General features: G+C 72.7%; 14 protein-coding genes. 7 read left to right on the forward strand and 7 right to left on the reverse strand.

What is annotated here, in order from left to right:
* Positions 1-35 precede the first annotated feature (35 nt).
* Entirely contained in the window at positions 36-1,442 is a 1,407-nt protein-coding gene (locus tag OG927_RS03985) for a GNAT family N-acetyltransferase (protein ID WP_330319712.1), read from the forward strand.
* On the opposite strand, the gene OG927_RS03990 is transcribed toward OG927_RS03985, so the two are convergent.
* Entirely contained in the window at positions 1,360-2,592 is a 1,233-nt protein-coding gene (locus OG927_RS03990) for a trans-sulfuration enzyme family protein (protein ID WP_330319713.1), read from the reverse strand. The genes OG927_RS03985 and OG927_RS03990 overlap by 83 nt on opposite strands.
* Before the next feature lie 59 nt (positions 2,593-2,651).
* Between OG927_RS03990 and OG927_RS03995 the strand changes: the two genes are divergently transcribed.
* The 3 genes from OG927_RS03995 (at position 2,652) to OG927_RS04005 (ending at position 6,018) form a co-directional block, all read left to right on the forward strand.
* On the forward strand, positions 2,652-3,164 hold the full coding sequence (locus OG927_RS03995) for an Lrp/AsnC family transcriptional regulator (RefSeq protein ID WP_056795692.1): 513 nt from the start codon (positions 2,652-2,654) through the stop codon (positions 3,162-3,164).
* Between the two features lie 192 nt (positions 3,165-3,356).
* Positions 3,357-5,042 carry a DUF885 domain-containing protein gene (locus tag OG927_RS04000; protein WP_124283022.1) on the forward strand — a complete coding sequence of 562 codons (1,686 nt, stop codon included), beginning with the start codon at positions 3,357-3,359 and terminating at the stop codon, positions 5,040-5,042.
* A gap of 106 nt (positions 5,043-5,148) precedes the next feature.
* Positions 5,149-6,018, forward strand: a complete 870-nt coding sequence (locus OG927_RS04005; protein WP_319106607.1) for an ATP-grasp domain-containing protein — start codon at positions 5,149-5,151, stop codon at positions 6,016-6,018.
* Positions 6,019-6,087: 69 nt separating this feature from the next.
* Here OG927_RS04005 and OG927_RS04010 read toward each other — a convergent pair whose 3' ends face one another.
* Entirely contained in the window at positions 6,088-6,573 is a 486-nt protein-coding gene (locus OG927_RS04010; protein ID WP_124283020.1) for a rhodanese-like domain-containing protein, read from the reverse strand.
* A 93-nt stretch (positions 6,574-6,666) separates the two neighbouring features.
* Between OG927_RS04010 and OG927_RS04015 the strand changes: the two genes are divergently transcribed.
* On the forward strand, positions 6,667-7,113 hold the full coding sequence (locus OG927_RS04015) for an Lrp/AsnC family transcriptional regulator (protein ID WP_056795703.1): 447 nt from the start codon (positions 6,667-6,669) through the stop codon (positions 7,111-7,113).
* A 79-nt stretch (positions 7,114-7,192) separates the two neighbouring features.
* Here OG927_RS04015 and OG927_RS04020 read toward each other — a convergent pair whose 3' ends face one another.
* The 3 genes from OG927_RS04020 to OG927_RS04030 form a co-directional block, all read right to left on the reverse strand.
* On the reverse strand, positions 7,193-10,261 hold the full coding sequence (locus OG927_RS04020) for an SMC family ATPase (RefSeq protein ID WP_330319714.1): 3,069 nt from the start codon (positions 10,259-10,261) through the stop codon (positions 7,193-7,195).
* On the reverse strand, positions 10,258-11,424 hold the full coding sequence (locus tag OG927_RS04025; protein WP_124283018.1) for an exonuclease SbcCD subunit D: 1,167 nt from the start codon (positions 11,422-11,424) through the stop codon (positions 10,258-10,260). Before OG927_RS04025 ends, OG927_RS04020 begins: the two co-directional genes overlap by 4 nt.
* Before the next feature lie 142 nt (positions 11,425-11,566).
* Positions 11,567-12,202: a YigZ family protein gene (locus tag OG927_RS04030; protein ID WP_124283017.1), complete on the reverse strand. Its 636-nt coding sequence runs from the start codon at positions 12,200-12,202 to the stop codon at positions 11,567-11,569.
* Between the two features lie 82 nt (positions 12,203-12,284).
* Here OG927_RS04030 and OG927_RS04035 point away from each other — a divergent pair, with 82 nt between their 5' ends.
* Together OG927_RS04035 and OG927_RS04040 are read left to right on the forward strand one after the other, a co-directional pair.
* The gene (locus OG927_RS04035; protein WP_056795719.1) at positions 12,285-12,701 is read left to right on the forward strand and encodes a CoA-binding protein; all 417 of its coding nucleotides are present in this window, start codon (positions 12,285-12,287) and stop codon (positions 12,699-12,701) included.
* Between the two features lie 36 nt (positions 12,702-12,737).
* A complete protein-coding gene (locus OG927_RS04040; protein ID WP_056795724.1) occupies positions 12,738-13,550 on the forward strand; it encodes an aminoglycoside N(3)-acetyltransferase in 813 nt (270 codons plus the stop codon).
* Positions 13,551-13,677: 127 nt separating this feature from the next.
* Here the strand turns inward: OG927_RS04040 and OG927_RS04045 are convergent, their stop codons facing one another.
* Together OG927_RS04045 and OG927_RS04050 are read right to left on the reverse strand one after the other, a co-directional pair.
* Entirely contained in the window at positions 13,678-14,232 is a 555-nt protein-coding gene (locus OG927_RS04045) for a YbaK/EbsC family protein (RefSeq protein WP_330319715.1), read from the reverse strand.
* Between the two features lie 31 nt (positions 14,233-14,263).
* On the reverse strand, positions 14,264-14,848 hold the full coding sequence (locus tag OG927_RS04050) for a helix-turn-helix domain-containing protein (RefSeq protein ID WP_056795730.1): 585 nt from the start codon (positions 14,846-14,848) through the stop codon (positions 14,264-14,266).
* Positions 14,849-15,099: the final 251 nt, after the last annotated feature.

Raw genomic sequence — 15,099 nt, forward strand, 5'->3', positions numbered from 1 at the left:
GTGATCAGGCAACACCGGTCGGTCACAGTGAGGACATGACTGATGTGACATCCGCGAAGAGTGCCCGCCGTCCGCACCACTGGCGGCGGGACCTGATCGAACTGGCCGCTCTCTTCACGGCGGTTGCCGTGGCCGACGCGATCGCCAATCTGATCGGGCACCAGCCGGACGGCCCGTATCTGCTCGTGGCCTCGGCCGTCGCCCTGGTCGCCACGGCCGGGTTCCACACCTGGTGGGCGCGGCGGCACAGCCACGCCCCGCCGCCGGATACCAGCACGTCCGACGTCGACACGAGTCCGGAAGACGCCTCCGACGGCGCCGACGAGGCCGTGGAGACGGTCCTGTGGCGCATGCGGACCACGGTGCGGGACGCCCCCGGCACCCTGGCCTCGCTCTGCATCGCCCTCGCCCGGCACCGCATCGACATCCTCACCCTGCAGACGCACCCGCTGGCGCGTGGCACTGTCGACGAGTTCCTCCTGCGGGCGCCCGCTGGGCTGCCGGCCCAGCAGCTCACCCGGGAGATCGCCGCCGCCGGGGGCACTGGCACCTGGATCGAGCGTGCGGACGCCCACGACCTGGTGGACACCCCCACCCGGGTCATCGGCCTCGCCACCCGTACGGCGCTCGACGCGGCCGAACTCCCGCTGGCGCTCCGCCAGCTCCTCGGCCGGTGCACCATCCACTCGCTGCCCGCCCTGTCGATCACCGGGCGTCCCACCGGGGAGAGCGCACCCGTGGAGGGTGTTCTGGAGGACACCGTGATGAGACTGCGCGACCCGTCGGGCGGAGTCATCACGGTGGAGCGACCGTATCTGCCGTTCACGCCGACCGAGTTCGCGCGGGCCCGTGCCCTGGTCGAACTCGACGCCCGGCTCGGCCCGCGCGTACCGCGCAGCGAGGACGTCCTCACCCTTCCCGAGGGCAACGAGATCACCGTGCGGCGCGCGGACCGCAGCGACCTCGCCGCCGCCCGCGCCATGCACGACCGCTGCTCCGAGCACACCCTCGGCCTGCGGTACCACGGCCCGGTCCGTGACGCCGACCGCTACCTGGACCACCTCCTGAGTCCCCGCTTCGGCCGCACGCTCGCCGTACAGACGGCCTCCGGCCGACTGGTGGCTCTCGGTCACCTGCTCTGGGACGGTGACGAGACCGAGGTCGCCCTCATGGTGGAGGACGACTGGCAGCGCCGCGGCATCGGCTCCGAGCTCCTCGGACGGCTGGTGGCCCTGGCCGTCGAGGCCGGCTGTGACAGCGTGTACGCAGTCACCCAGGCCCACAACACAGGCATGGTCGCGGCCATGCGCGCACTCTCGCTGCCCCTGGACTACCAGATCGAGGAGGGCACGCTGGTGATCACCGCCCGGCTGGCTGCGTCTCCCGCCCGGCCGCTTCCTGCCCATGAGCAGACGGAACAGCACCCGCGAATCCGTCGCTGAGCGCCTGGCACAGATCGGCCCACAGGTCCTCGACGTCCTCGAGACCCACCGACATGCGCAGCAGGCGGTCGCCGACTCCCGCGGCCTGCCGGTCTCCCTCATCCACGATGCGGTGGCTGATGGAGGCCGGATGCTGGATCAGCGTGTCGACGCTGCCCAGGCTCACCGCCGGCGTGATGAGGCCGACTCCCGCGATCACCCGGTGCGGGTCCCCGTGCACCTCGAAGGACACCATCGCCCCGCCCAGCTCCGGGTAGTGCACGCGGGCGACGCGCGGGTCCGCGGAGAGCCTGCGGGTCAGTTCGGCGGCGCTGGCGGACGCGGCCCGCACCCGCACGGAGAGCGTGGACAGTCCGCGCAGCAGCAGGTAGCCGGCGAGCGGGTGCAGGACGCCGCCGGTGGCGAAGCGCACCTGCCGAAGCGTCGCCGCGAACTCCTCGTCGCAGGCGACGACCCCGCCCATCACGTCCCCGTGCCCGCCCAGGTACTTGGTCGCGCTGTGCAGCACGATGCGGGCCCCGTGTTCGAGCGGGCGCTGCAGCACCGGTGTGGCGAAGGTGTTGTCGACGAGCAGCGGGACGGAACCGCAGGAGTGCGCCACGGCCCGGATGTCGACCTCGGCCAGGGTCGGGTTGGCGGGCGTCTCGACCATCACCAGGCCGGTGTCCGGACGCATCGCGTCGGCGATGCCCGCCGGATCGGTCCAGGTCACCTCGGTGCCGAGCAGCCCGGCGCCCAGCAAGTGGTCGCTGCAGCCGTAGAGCGGACGCACCGCGACCACGTGGCGCAGTCCCTTGCTCGCGCGGGCCAGCAGCACGGCGGTGAGCGCCGCCATTCCACTGGCGAAGGCGACGGCGCTCTCGGCACCCTCCAGACGGGCCAGAGCCGTCTCGAACCGGGCCGTCGTCGGGTTGTCCAGCCGCGCGTAGACGGGCGGCCCTTCGGGCTTCGCGCCGGTGGCGGCGAAGGCGTCGATGCGCTCCGCCTCGCCCCGGGAGTCGTAGGACGGATACGTGGTGGACAGGTCGATCGGTGCGGCGTGCAGACCGAGGGAGGCGAGATCGTCGCGTCCGGCGTGCACGGCTTCGGTGGCGAGCGCCCTGGACCGGGTGGGTGCCGGGGTGGTCAGCGCAGAAAATTCGGTGTCCATGTCACCACTCTGAACAGAGGACGGGCCGTCGCGGGGAGTCCCCGTGCTACGTTCGGCCGATGGCCGAATCCGTCGCACTCGACCCGGTGGATCTGCACATTCTGCGACTGCTGCAGAACGATGCACGGAAGACGTACCGGGAGCTCGCCGCCGAGGTCGGTGTGGCACCGTCCACCTGTCTGGACCGGGTGACACGGCTGCGCCGCGCCGGGGTGATCCTGGGGCACCAGCTGCGGCTCGATCCGGCGCGGCTCGGCCGTGGCCTGGAGGCGCTGCTCCTGGTGCAGGTCAGGCCGCACCGCCGCGAGCTCATCGGCCCTTTCGTCGAACGGATCAGGGCGCTGCCCGAGTCCCGCGCACTGTTCCACCTCACCGGCCCCGACGACTACCTGGTCCACGTGGCCGTCGCCGGCACGGCGGATCTGCAGCGGCTGGTCCTGGACGAGTTCACCTCGCGCCGCGAGGTCGCGCGGGTGGAGACCCGGTTGATCTTCCAGCAGTGGGAGTGCGGTCCCCTCCTGCCTCCGGCCACGGGCGCCCCGGAGTCACGGCCCGAGACCGCGACGCCGTGACGGGCCTCACCACGCGCACGCCGGCGCCCTGCGCCGCAGGGGTGGCGAACCCCCTGCGGCGCACCCCAGGGCGAACCTCTGCGGCGGACTCCTGCGGAGCCACGAACGGAGTCCCGCCTTCCGGGCACCCTCGGCGAGGCCGAAGGTCGCATACCGGTGACGCGGAGGCCTCCGCCGTACGAGGATGTCCCCATGTCAGACACACCGAGCAGCGCACTGCCGCGCCAGGTCGCCGACGCCTACGTCGACGCATACATCGCACTCGACCCGATCACCGGCACCTATCTCGGTGTCGCGGAGAGCTCTCGCGGGCTGCCCGACCTCTCGCCCGCCGGCCAGGCCGAGGCGGCCGAGCTGATTCGCAGGACACTTGCGGAACTGGACGTCGCCGAACGCGTACCGGGCGCGGACACCGAGGCCGAACAGCGCTGCGCACGGCTGCTGCGCGAGCGCCTGACGGCCGAACTGGCCATCCATGAGGCGGAGGAGGGGCTGCGGGCCGTCTCCAACATCCACTCCCCGGTCCACAGCCTTCGCGAGGTGTTCACGGCGACTCCGACCGCGACGGAGGAGGACTGGGCCGCGATCGTGGACCGTCTGCTGGCTGTCCCCGCCGCCCTGGAGGGGTACCGCGCCTCTCTCACGCTCGGCCTGGAACGGAAGCTCTACGCGGGCCCTCGTCCCACCGCCACCTTCATCGAGCAGCTGGGCTCCTGGGCCGGGGGCGAAGGGCCCGGATTCTTCCAGGACTTCGTGTCCTCGGGACCGGACGCGCTCCGCACGGAACTGGACGAGGCCGCCGGCCGGGCCGCCGAAGGGCTCCTCGCGCTGCGCGACTGGATGCGCGAGGTGTACGCCCCCGCTGTCGAGGGGGCACCCGACACCGTGGGCCGTGAGCGTTACGCCCGCTGGGCCCGCCAGTTCAACGGCACGGACCTGGACCTCGACGAGGCGTACGCGTACGGCTGGGCCGAATACCACCGGCTGCTGGCCGAGATGAAGACCGAGGCCCACAAGATCCTTCCTGGTGCGGGGCCCTGGGAGGCTCTCGCCCACCTCGATGTGCACGGTGAGCACATCGAGGGCGTGGAGGAGGTCCGGGTGTGGCTGCAGGGCCTGATGGACGAGGCCATCGAGGCGCTCGACGGGACCCACTTCGAGCTGGCCGAGCGGGTGCGGAAGGTGGAGTCCCGTATCGCTCCCGCGGGCGGTGCCGCCGCTCCGTACTACACGGGGCCCTCCGAGGACTTCTCGCGCCCCGGCCGCACCTGGCTGCCCACCATGGGCGACACCCGCTTCCCGGTGTACGACCTGGTGTCCACCTGGTACCACGAGGGCGTGCCGGGCCATCATCTGCAGATCGCGCAGTGGACGCACGTGGCGGACAGCCTCTCGCGATACCAGGCCTCGATCGGCCACGTCAGTGCCAACGCGGAGGGCTGGGCCCTGTACGCGGAGCGGTTGATGGACGAGCTGGGCTTCCTGCCCGACGCCGAGCGCCGGATCGGCTATCTGGACGCGCAGATGATGCGTGCGTGCCGGGTGATCGTGGACATCGGCATGCACCTGGAGCTGGAGATCCCCGCGGACTCGCCGTTCCATCCGGGCGAGCGGTGGACGCCGGACCTGGCCCAGGAGTTCTTCGGCAGCCACAGCGGCCGGCCGGCGGACTTCGTGGAGAGCGAGCTGACCCGCTATCTGTCGATGCCCGGGCAGGCCATCGGCTACAAGCTGGGCGAGCGCGCCTGGCTGCTGGGCCGGGAGAACGCCCGCAGGGCACACGGTGACGCGTTCGACCTCAAGGCCTGGCACATGGCCGCCCTCTCCCAGGGGTCGCTCGGCCTGGACGACCTGGTGGACGAGCTGTCCCGTCTCTGAACCCGCTCGACGGGGCGGGCGGCCCGGCGCACGGCAGCCGGGCCGCCCGTCAGCGCCTGCGCGCCGCCACTCCCCTCTCCCCTACGTTCCGAAGAGTGAGTTCCGCATGGCCCCGGCCGCCTTCCTGTTCTGCTCCGACCCACTGCGGCCGGGACGCCCCGACCCCCACTTCGCACGGGAAGCGGCTGTGGCACGACGGGCGGGCGCGCGGGTCGTCACCGTCGATCACGACGCTCTGCTCAACGGCGACGCGGAATCCGCGGTCGGCCGGGTACCGAGGGACTCGGGACCGTACTGGTACCGGGGGTGGATGGTTCCGCCTGCTCGGTACGCCGAGGCGGAGAAGGCTCTCGCCGCACGTGGCTGCTCGCTCCTGACGTCCGCCTCCGCGTACCACCTGGCCCACGAACTCCCCGGCTGGTACGCGACGTTCACCGCCCTCACGCCTCGCAGCGTCTGGTGCGCGCTGCCCGAGACCGGCGGTCCACCGGATCCGGCGTCCCTGTCCCGGCTGGCGGCACCGCTCGGCACGGGGCCGGGGATCGTGAAGGACTTCGTGAAGTCCCGCAAGCACGAGTGGCACGAGGCGTGCTTCGTGCCGGAGTTGTCGGACACCGACCGGCTCGCCCGGGTCGTGAACCGGTTCGTCGAGCTGCAGGGCGACTTCCTGGCCGGCGGGCTGGTACTGCGCGCGTACGAGCCGTTCGTGACGGGCGGGGAGGCCCGGGTGTGGTGGGTGGACGGGGAACCGGTGCGGGTGACGGCCCATCCGGACACTCCCGGCCGGGTGCCGGCGCCCGGTCTCGACGCGATCGGTGCGGCCGTGCGCCGCCTCGGCTGCCGTTGGGTGACGACCGACCTTGCGCTGCGGGAGGACGGGGTGTGGCGGGTGGTGGAGGTGGGCGACGGACAGGTCAGCGGCCTGCCGGCCGGGGACGACGGGGAAGCCCTGTTCGGCGCGCTGCCCACCGTCTGAGCCGGTCCCCGGCCCACTCCTCACTCCGGAACGCGCGCTTCACCCCGGGCCGGGCCGCACGACTCCGTGTCAGCAGCCGCAGTCGTCGGAGCCTGCCGGTGCGGTGAGCGGGTCGGCGGCGCGCTGCTCGCGCCCCCTCCAGGTCTCGAACTCGAATCCCTCACGCACCCAGTACTCGAAGCCGCCGAGCATCTCCTTCACCTGGTATCCGAGTTCGGCCAGTGCCAGGGCGGCGCGGGTGCCACCGTTGCAGCCGGGTCCCCAGCAGTACGTGACCACCGGGACGGCCGGGTCGAGGAGCGCGGCCCCCTGCTCCGCGATCAGGGCGGTCGGCAGGTGCACGGCGCCGGGCACGTGCCCCTGGTCCCAGGAAGCGGTGGAGCGGGAGTCCAGGACGACGAATCCCGGGTCCCCGTGGGAGTCGAGGGCGGCAGCCACGTCGGAGACGTCGGCGTGGAAGGCGAGAGAGGCGCCGAAGTACGCGGCGGCGGCTGCCGGGGAGGCGGGCGGGACGCGCAGGACGGGGTGGGCCGCGGTGGCGGGCACTGAGTTCATGCCCGGAAATCTACGGCCGACGAGCCCACCCGGGAAGCAGGGATTCCCGGCACATCACTTGATTCACCGGGATTTCGCGTGTTGTCTCGGCCCATGAACGACTATTCCACGGATGCCACCGACTGGCGGATCCTCGATGTCCTGCAACGCGACGGACGGGCGACCTTCGCCGAGCTGGCCCGCGCCGTCGCGATGTCCCCCAGCGCCGTCACGGAGCGGGTACGCCGTCTCGAGGAGGCGGGCATCATCAGCGGATACGCAGCCGTGGTGGACCCGGAACGCCTCGGGATGCCGATCCTCGCCCTCGTCCGGCTGCGCTATCCCCACGGCAACTACAAGCCGTTCCACGATCTGACCGACACGACGCCGGAGATCATCGAGGCCCACCACGTCACCGGGGACGACTGTTTCGTACTGAAGGTGACAGCCAGATCGATGCGTCACCTGGAGGAGATCACGGGGAGGGTCGGAACCCTCGGCTCCGTGACCACCAGCGTCGTGTACTCCTCCCCCCTGCCCCGCCGGCCGATCAGCCGCTGAGCGGCACCCGCAGGCCGCTCAGCCACTGAGCGATTCCGGCCGGCACACGGGCGTGCGGTCGCCGGGAGCGACGGCCTGGTCAGCCGCCGAGCGTGCCCGTCGTCCGGTGGCGGACCGCCGATCCGTGCCGGTCCTTCACCACCTCCAGCTGCGCGGGGATACGGCGGCGCAGGTCGGCCACGTGGCTGACGATCCCGACGCTGCGATCACGCTCACGCAGCGAGTCCAGGACGTCGAGCACCTCGTCCAGGGTCTGCTCGTCCAGGCTGCCGAAGCCCTCGTCGATGAAGAGCGTGTCCAGCCGGACCCCGCCCGCCTCGTCCGTGACGACGTCGGCGAGGCCGAGTGCCAGGGCGAGCGAGGCGAAGAACGTCTCACCGCCCGAGAGGGTGGCCGTGTCGCGTTCCCGGCCCGTCCAGGAGTCCACCACGTGCAGGCCGAGCCCCGCCCTCCGGCCTCCGCTGCGCGCATCGGAGTGGACCAGGGTGTAGCGGCCGGACGACATCTTCTGGAGACGGGCGGTCGCCGCGGCGGCCACCTGTTCGAGCCGGGCCGCGAGTACGTACGCCTCCAGCCGCATCCTTCGCTCGTTGTCGGCCGAGGTGCCCGCGGTGAGTCCGGCGAGTCGCGCCACCCGCTCGTACTCGGAGCGCAGCGGCCCCAGCCTTCGCACTTCGCCCGCCGCCTGCCCGGAGAGCCGGCCGAGCTCGGTGCGGCGCTCCTGTGCCGCGGCGAGCGCGGTCGCACCGTTGCGCAGCAGCCGCGCGGTGAGGTCGTACGCCGTCTGCGCGGCGTCGGGCGTGGCGGGCGGGCGTTCCGCCGCCGCCCGGGCGTCCTCCTCGGCGAGCCGGTCCGCGACCGCGGCGGACTCCGCCTGCCAGGCGTCGATCCGGTGCTGCAGTTCGCGCTGCGCGGTCTCGCCCAGCAGCCCCGCGGCCGCGGCCCGCGGAGTGTCGAAGCCCGCGCGGAAGGCTGCGTCGGCGACCCGGCCGTCGGCTTCCTTGCTCGACTGCGCGGCGCTCTGCTCGGCGCGGAGGGCTTCCACGGCCTCGGCGAGCAGCCCGGCCCGGCGCCCCAGTAGTTCGGCGTGCTCCGCGACGGATGCCGATGTGCCGCGGGACTTCACCAGCTCGGCTTCCAGAGCGGACTGCTCACGGTCGAGCGCTTCCCGCTGCGAGGTACGGGCCGCGGCTCGCCGCTCGGCCTGCTGCCGCTCGTCGAGCCGTCCGAGGTGCTCCCGCTCGGCTGCGGCGAGGGTCTCCCTCGCACCGTGCGTCCCGGCGGCCAGCCGGTGGGCGTCCTTGTGCTCCTGGTTCAGCCTGTCGACGTACGCGGCGAGCTCGGCCACCGAGGACGTTCGGGAGTCCGCGCCACCGGTCCCTGTTCCGTGCGCACCGCCGCCAGAACCCTCGGGCCCTGCCGCGTCGGCGCGGGCCGCGGCCAGGCGTTCTCGGAGGACTTCGAGCTCGCGTTCGGCGTCCGCGCGTGTCCGTTCGGCGCGCCGGTGTGCGGTCAGCGCCGCTTCCTCCGTCGCCCGGTCCACATGGCCGTCGCCGGCGAGGGCGGGCTCCGGGTGTTCGGCGGACCCGCACACGGCGCAGGCCGTTCCGTCGACGAGCTCGGCGGCCAGCTCCGCGGCGATCCCCCTGAGCCGCCGTTCACGCAGACCCAGCCAGGTCTCGTGCGCGGCCACCGCGTGCTCGCGGGCTCCTGTCAGACGGCCCTCGGCGGCTTGCTCCTGCACGGCGAGCGCGTCGCGCCGGTGGGCGGCGTCCAGCCGCTTCCGCGCGGGGGCCAGCTGTCCGGCCAGTTGCTCCGCGCGGGTCGCGGCCTCCTGGGCCGTCTCGATGCGCTCCTGGAGGTCCCGGCGGGTGGTGTCCCAGCCTGCAAGCCAGTCGGCTGCCTCCTGGATCATTTCGTCGTCGGCACGTGACTGCCGCTCCAGCCCGGCCCGTTCGGCGTCGATCTCCAGGGTGCGCTGTTCGGCGCGGCGGGCGGCGTCGAGCGTGCCGAGCTCCACGCGGATCTCCCGCTCCAGGGCCGCGAGCCGCTCGGCGCCGGCGTCGGCCAGCTCGCCGGGCAGGCCCGCCCGGGACCTTGCGCGGGCGTCGCTCGCTGTGCGGTGGGCGCGTTCGGCCTCGTCCCGCAGTTCGAGCGCGGGGGCGACCAGGTCCGCCTTGCGCGCGCGGGACAGCTGTTCGTGGCACCGGTCGCGTTCGGCGCGGCGCTCCTCGAGTCCGGCGGCGCGACGGCGGGTCTCCTCGTAGCGCTGCTGGAGCCGGGCCAGCTCGCGCTCGGCGTCGAGTGCGTGCCGGGCCGCCGCGTGCCGGCTCTCCGCCGTGGCCAGGGCGCAGTGGGCGATGTCGAGCCGTTCGTGGGCGCCGCTGCGTGCGACGGCGGCCCACTGCAGTACGCCTCCGGCCAGTCCGGGTTCACCGGGCCGGTCCTCGGGCAGCATCGTCTCGCCGGCCGCGGGACCGGCCGCCTGGGCGATCCGCTGTGCGAGAGCGAGGATCTGCTCGTCGCCCGTCCGGACCCGGGCTTCGGCCGTGCGACGGAGCTCGGCAAGCCGCTCCTCGACGGCCGCGAACCGGCGTGTGTCGAAGAGCCTGCCGAGGAGCTTGCCCCGTGCCTCGGCGTCCGCGCGCAGGAAGCGGGCGAAGTCGCCCTGGGGGAGCAGCACCACTTGGCAGAACTGTTCCCGGCTCATCCCGATGAGCCGGCCGATCTCCTCGCCGATCTCCTGGTGCGAGCGGCTGAGCGCCTGCCAGCCCTTCACCGGGTCGTGCTCGCGCAGCAGGCTCTGCGCCTTCTCGGTGGTGAATCCGCCGCCCCTGCGCTTGGGACGGGGCTGGGCGGGGCTCCGGGTGACCTCGAGCCGGCGTCCGCCGACGGTCAGTTCCAGCCGGACCTCGGTCGGCAGGTCCGCGGGGGCGTGGTCGCTGCGCAGCGAGGTGCCGGGGCTCTGCCGGGCGCCGGGCACCGCTCCGTAGAGCCCGTAGCAGACGGCGTCGAGGACGGAGGTCTTGCCTGCCCCGGTCGGGCCGTGCAGCAGGAAGAGCCCGGCCGAGGACAGGGCGTCGAAGTCGACTTCCTGCGTGGTGCCGAAGGGGCCGAAGGCGGTGAGGGTGAGGGTGTGGAGTCTCATCGGGCCACCTCGGTCAGGCCGTCGACGACCCGTACGTCGTCGAAGGCGGCGCGGAGCACCGTGCGCTCCTGTTCGCTGGGGCCGCTTCCCCCGCGCACGTGAGCCACGAAGTCCTCGGCGATCTGGTGGTCGTCCCGTCCCCTGAGCCGCTGGGCGTACGAGGCGAGCGGGTCCTCAGGGGCGCGTTCGGGTTCGAAGACCAGGCTGAGGGTGTGCGGGAAGCGTTCGAGGAGTCGGGCCATCGGCTCGTCCGGCCGGGCGGGGTCGGTGAGCGTGGCCTCCACCCAGGACTCCTCGTGGCGCTCCAGGGCCGGGTCCTCCAGCAGGACGTCGAGGTGTCCGCGCAGCCGCGCGAGCGTGCGTGGGACCGGGCAGCTGACGCGTTCGGCGGCGAGCTGACCCTCGCCGCCCAGGTCGATGAGCCACATGGTCTTGCGGTGGGCGTGCTCGGAGAAGGAGTAGGCGAGTGGGGAGCCCGAGTAGCGCACGCGTTCGGTGACGGTCTGGCTGCCGTGCAGGTGTCCGAGGGCCACGTAGTCGACGCCGTCGAAGACCCCGGCGGGCACCGCGGCGACGCCGCCGACGGTGATGTCACGTTCGCTGTCGCTGGGCTCGCCGCCCGCCACGAAGGCGTGCGCGAGGACCACGGCGCGGGTCCCCGCCGGCCGGGAGGCGAGGTCGGCCCTGACCCGGTCCATCGCCGCGGAGAGGACGGCTTCGTGCCCGGCCTTCACCGCGCCCAGCGTGTCCCTGACCAAGGCGGGTTCCAGGTAGGGCAGCCCGTAGAAGGCCACGTCGCCCTGTGTGTCGGACAGTACGACGGGAGTGGCGCAGTCCCCCGGGTCGGTGCGCAGGTGGATGCCCGCCCGCGCGATCAGACCGGCGCCCACGCCGAGCCTGCGGGCGGAGTCGTGGTTGCCGGAGATCATGACCGTCGGCACCCCGGCGTCCGCGAGCCGGTGCAGTACGTCGTCGAACAGCCGGACCGCCGCGAGCGAGGGCACCGCCCGGTCGTAGACGTCGCCGGCCACGACGACCACGTCGACGGCGTGGGTGCGCACGGCCTCGACGAGGTGGTCGAGGTAGGCGGCCTGGGCTTCGAGCAGAGGAACGCGGTGGAACGTCCGCCCCAGGTGCCAGTCCGAGGTGTGCAGAATCCTCACGACATCACTCCGATGGCCCAGAGGGCTCCGACCTGCATGTTCCGCTTCCTCCGCCCCCGGGTCCGCTCCGGCCCGGTCACCTCGTCCGCCGCGGTTCTCCGCCGCCTGCCCGACCACGCTAATGCCGCGGGCCCTCGATCCCTCATCCGGACCGGACGTCCCCGTAGGTCTCGCCACCCGGTTCGAAGGTCGCCGACCCCGCCGTGGCGTCGGCCAGCCAGGACCTGAACTCCTCGACTTCGGCGTCCGGCAGCGCGATCCCGATCGTCACGCTCTCCGCGTACCGCACCTCGTGCACGGTCGTGCCGGTGGCGCGCAGGTCGTTCTCCAGCTTGCCCGCCCGCTGGTGGTCGACGGTCACGGTTGCCAGCCGGAACCGCCGCCGGGTGATCATGCCCAGCGTGTCGAGCGCTTCACCTACCGCTCCCCCGTACGCGCGGATCAGCCCGCCGGCGCCGAGCTTCACACCGCCGTAGTAGCGGGTGACGACGGCGACGACGTACCGCGCGTCCCGCCGCATGAGCATCTGCAGCATCGGCACACCCGCCGTTCCACCGGGCTCTCCGTCGTCACTGGCCTTCTGTACGGAGGCGTCGGCGCCGATGACGTAGGCGAAGCAGTTGTGGGTCGCGGTGGGGTGCTCCCTGCGGACGCGTGCGACGAACTCCTGCGCCTCCTGCTCGGTGGCGGCGGGAGCGAGCGCGCAGAGGAAGCGCGATCGGTTGACCTCGGTCTCGTGCACGCCCGCACGGGCGACTGTCCGGTACTGCTCCTGCATCCGCCCACCCTATGTGCCGGTCCGGAGGCCACGTTCCCCCTCATGTGGGGAATGGTCCGGGAGGGCCGTCCGTTGTCCGGGCATGTACGCAGACGACGAGACGGTCCGCAGGATCCTTCAGGGCACGGGCGACACCTGGGCGGTGGTCGGCCTGTCCGCCAACCGCTCCCGTGCGGCACACGGGGTGGCCGAGGTCCTCCAGCGCTTCGGCAAGAAGGTGGTGCCCGTGCATCCCAAGGCCGAGCCGGTCCACGGCGAGCAGGGATACGCGTCTTTGGCGGACATCCCGTTCCCGGTCGACGTGGTGGATGTCTTCGTCAACAGCGACCTCGCGGGCGGGGTGGCCGACGAGGCCGTGGCAGCCGGGGCGAAAGCGGTCTGGTTCCAGCTCGGGGTGATCGACGAGGCGGCCTGCGCGCGCACGCGCGCGGCAGGTCTCGACATGGTGATGGACCGCTGCCCGGCGATCGAGATACCCCGTCTGGGCCGCCCCTCCTGACAGGCGTGGTGTCGCGCCGGGCTTCCGGCCGGGAGAATGCCCGTCGTGACACAGCACCTCGTCAACGGTGAACGCGCTGCGGCCGCCCAACTGGCCGGGCTCGGTGTGGAGCGGGGCGGCGTCCTGCTGGTCCACGCGTCGATGCGCTCCGTGGGGGGCGACGCAGGGGCCATGGCGGACGCCCTGCGGACCGTACTCGGACCGGAGGGCACCCTGGTCGTCCCTTCCTTCACCCCGGAGAATTCCGACACCTCGCGCTCCTACCTGGAGCGCGTCCGCGGCCTGAGCGACGAGGCGCGTGCGGCTCTGCGTGCGGCGATGCCGCCGTTCGACCGTGAGGTATCGCCCGCACCGGCCATGGGGCGGCTCGCCGAGACGGTGCGGCTGACCCCGGGCGCGGAGCGCAGCGCCCATCCGCAGACCTCGTTCACCGCGATCGGACCGGCGGCCCGGAAGCTGCTCGCCGAGCACCGGCAGGACTGCCATCTGGGCGAGGACTCCCCCCTCGCCCGCCTGTACGAGGCCGATGCGCAGATCCTGCTGCTGGGCACGGGCTTCGACACCTGCACCGCGTTCCACCTCGCCGAGTACCGCCTCCCCGCCCCGCCGCGCCGCCTCTACCGCTGCGTGGTGGCACCACAGGGAGAGCGTGGTTGGTGGGAGTACGAGGACGTCGCGCTGGACGACGGCGACTTCGCGGCTCTGGGCCGCGCCTTCGAGTGCGCCGACACCACCGGGGCCGTACGCACGGGCCCGGTGGGTTCGGCCGGCAGCCGGCTGGTCCGTCTCCGTGCGGCCGTGGACTTCGCCGTCGACTGGCTCGGGGCCCATCGGAGCGGCGGCGCTTGAGCGCCCGCCCTTCTGCGGCGCCCTCCCCGGCCACTCAGGTGCGAGGCACAGCGGGTGCAGCAGGGCCGGGGGGACGGAAGAAGCCGGAGACCCGGAGCAGGACCGGAATGACCTGAGGAGGAGGGAGTCAGATGCCCAGGCCCTCGACCATCACCGCGCCCGGCAGTGCCGCCAGCGCCTTGCCCGGCACGATCAGTTTGCCGCGGCGACGGCCGCTGCCGATCAGGACCCACTCCTCGTCGACCACGGCGGGGTCGAGCAGCAGGGGCCAGGCGGCGGGGAGGCCGACCGGAGTGATTCCGCCGTACTCCATGCCGGTCTCGCCGACCGCCGTGTCCATCGGGGCGAAGGACGCCTTGCGCGCCCCGAGGTGTTTGCGCACCACCCCGTTCACGTCGACGCGCGTACCTGAGAGGACGACGCATGCGGCCAGTGTGACCTCGGCGCCCCGTTTGCCCGCCACGACCACGCAGTTCGCCGAACGGTCGAGCAACCCGGCGCCGTAGTGCTCGACGAAGACCGCAGTGTCGGCGATCGCCGGGTCCGTGTCCACGAAGACGAGCCGGTCTGCGGCGAACCCGCCCCAGCCGGCCGCGACCGCTTCCGCCACGGGCGGCGTGAGCAGGTCGAGGCGGTCGGCAGCGGGTGAGGCGTCGTCGAAGGTGCCCAGTGGTGCGCGCATGGGTGTCACGCTAACAGCCACCGGACCGCACTCACTTACCGTCTCGGCGGACCGGCGGGATCGAGACCGCCATGGTCAGTTCGGCCGGTTCGGAGCCGTCGTTGCGGTAGCTGTGCGGGACGTGCGCCTGGAACGTCGCCGAGGTACCGGCGGGTACCGCGTGGGCCTCGCCGTCGACGACCAGGGTCAGTTCACCAGCCGTGACGTGGAGGAGCTCCACCGTTCCTTCGGGGTGCGGGTCGGAGGCACTGGTGTCTCCGGGCATCAGGTGCCAGGACCAGAGCTCCAGCGGGCCCCCGGCCTCCGTGCCCACCAGCAGCGTGGTCGAACTCCCCGCCTCCGTGGACCACATGCGGACGGCCTGACTCTCGGGAACCAGTCGCACCCGGGCCCCCTGCTCGTAGTCGAGCAGCGTGGTGATGCTGACGCCCAGCGCGTCCGCGAGCTTGACGGTCGTGCCGACGCTCGGGTTCGTCCGGGCCTGCTCGATCTGGATGATCATGCCGCGGCTGACCCCGGCCCTCGCCGCGAGAGCGTCCAGTGTGAAGCCGCGCTCGCCGCGCCAGCGCTTGAGGTTGCGTGCGAGCGACTGGGTGAGCTGATCGAGGTCAGACACATTCCGTCCCATATTCCAAACGACAGGGTCGCATATATTGCACTACGGTGCGGTGCACCCCCGGACCACCGCACTGTACTGCGAGGCACTCGATGGCAGCACTGTGCGCCCTGGCCACAGGCCTCATGTGCGGACCGGCGGATTTCGGCGGCGGGACCCGCACGGGCAGCGCCGGCCGCTTCCCACGGTGTGCCCCCCTCATTCGAGGTCATGGAGAAAGCCGGCTGCGAGGCGATCCGCCCGACGTCCGA

Origin of the sequence: Streptomyces clavifer (assembly GCF_036345975.1) — a bacterium.
GTDB lineage: Bacteria > Actinomycetota > Actinomycetes > Streptomycetales > Streptomycetaceae > Streptomyces > Streptomyces clavifer.

What these genes read in the sequence shown, in the direction of transcription:
- OG927_RS03995 (WP_056795692.1), top strand. Translation starts at nt 2,652, where the DNA reads ATGGCCGAATCCGTCGCACTCGACCCGGTGGATCTGCACATTCTGCGA.
- OG927_RS03990 (WP_330319713.1), bottom strand. Translation starts at nt 2,592, where the DNA reads ATGGACACCGAATTTTCTGCGCTGACCACCCCGGCACCCACCCGGTCC.
- OG927_RS03985 (WP_330319712.1), top strand. Translation starts at nt 36, where the DNA reads ATGACTGATGTGACATCCGCGAAGAGTGCCCGCCGTCCGCACCACTGG.
- OG927_RS04000 (WP_124283022.1), top strand. Translation starts at nt 3,357, where the DNA reads ATGTCAGACACACCGAGCAGCGCACTGCCGCGCCAGGTCGCCGACGCC.
- OG927_RS04020 (WP_330319714.1), bottom strand. Translation starts at nt 10,261, where the DNA reads ATGAGACTCCACACCCTCACCCTCACCGCCTTCGGCCCCTTCGGCACC.
- OG927_RS04045 (WP_330319715.1), bottom strand. Translation starts at nt 14,232, where the DNA reads ATGCGCGCACCACTGGGCACCTTCGACGACGCCTCACCCGCTGCCGAC.
- OG927_RS04015 (WP_056795703.1), top strand. Translation starts at nt 6,667, where the DNA reads ATGAACGACTATTCCACGGATGCCACCGACTGGCGGATCCTCGATGTC.
- OG927_RS04005 (WP_319106607.1), top strand. Translation starts at nt 5,149, where the DNA reads ATGGCCCCGGCCGCCTTCCTGTTCTGCTCCGACCCACTGCGGCCGGGA.
- OG927_RS04035 (WP_056795719.1), top strand. Translation starts at nt 12,285, where the DNA reads ATGTACGCAGACGACGAGACGGTCCGCAGGATCCTTCAGGGCACGGGC.
- OG927_RS04040 (WP_056795724.1), top strand. Translation starts at nt 12,738, where the DNA reads ATGCCCGTCGTGACACAGCACCTCGTCAACGGTGAACGCGCTGCGGCC.
- OG927_RS04030 (WP_124283017.1), bottom strand. Translation starts at nt 12,202, where the DNA reads ATGCAGGAGCAGTACCGGACAGTCGCCCGTGCGGGCGTGCACGAGACC.
- OG927_RS04010 (WP_124283020.1), bottom strand. Translation starts at nt 6,573, where the DNA reads ATGAACTCAGTGCCCGCCACCGCGGCCCACCCCGTCCTGCGCGTCCCG.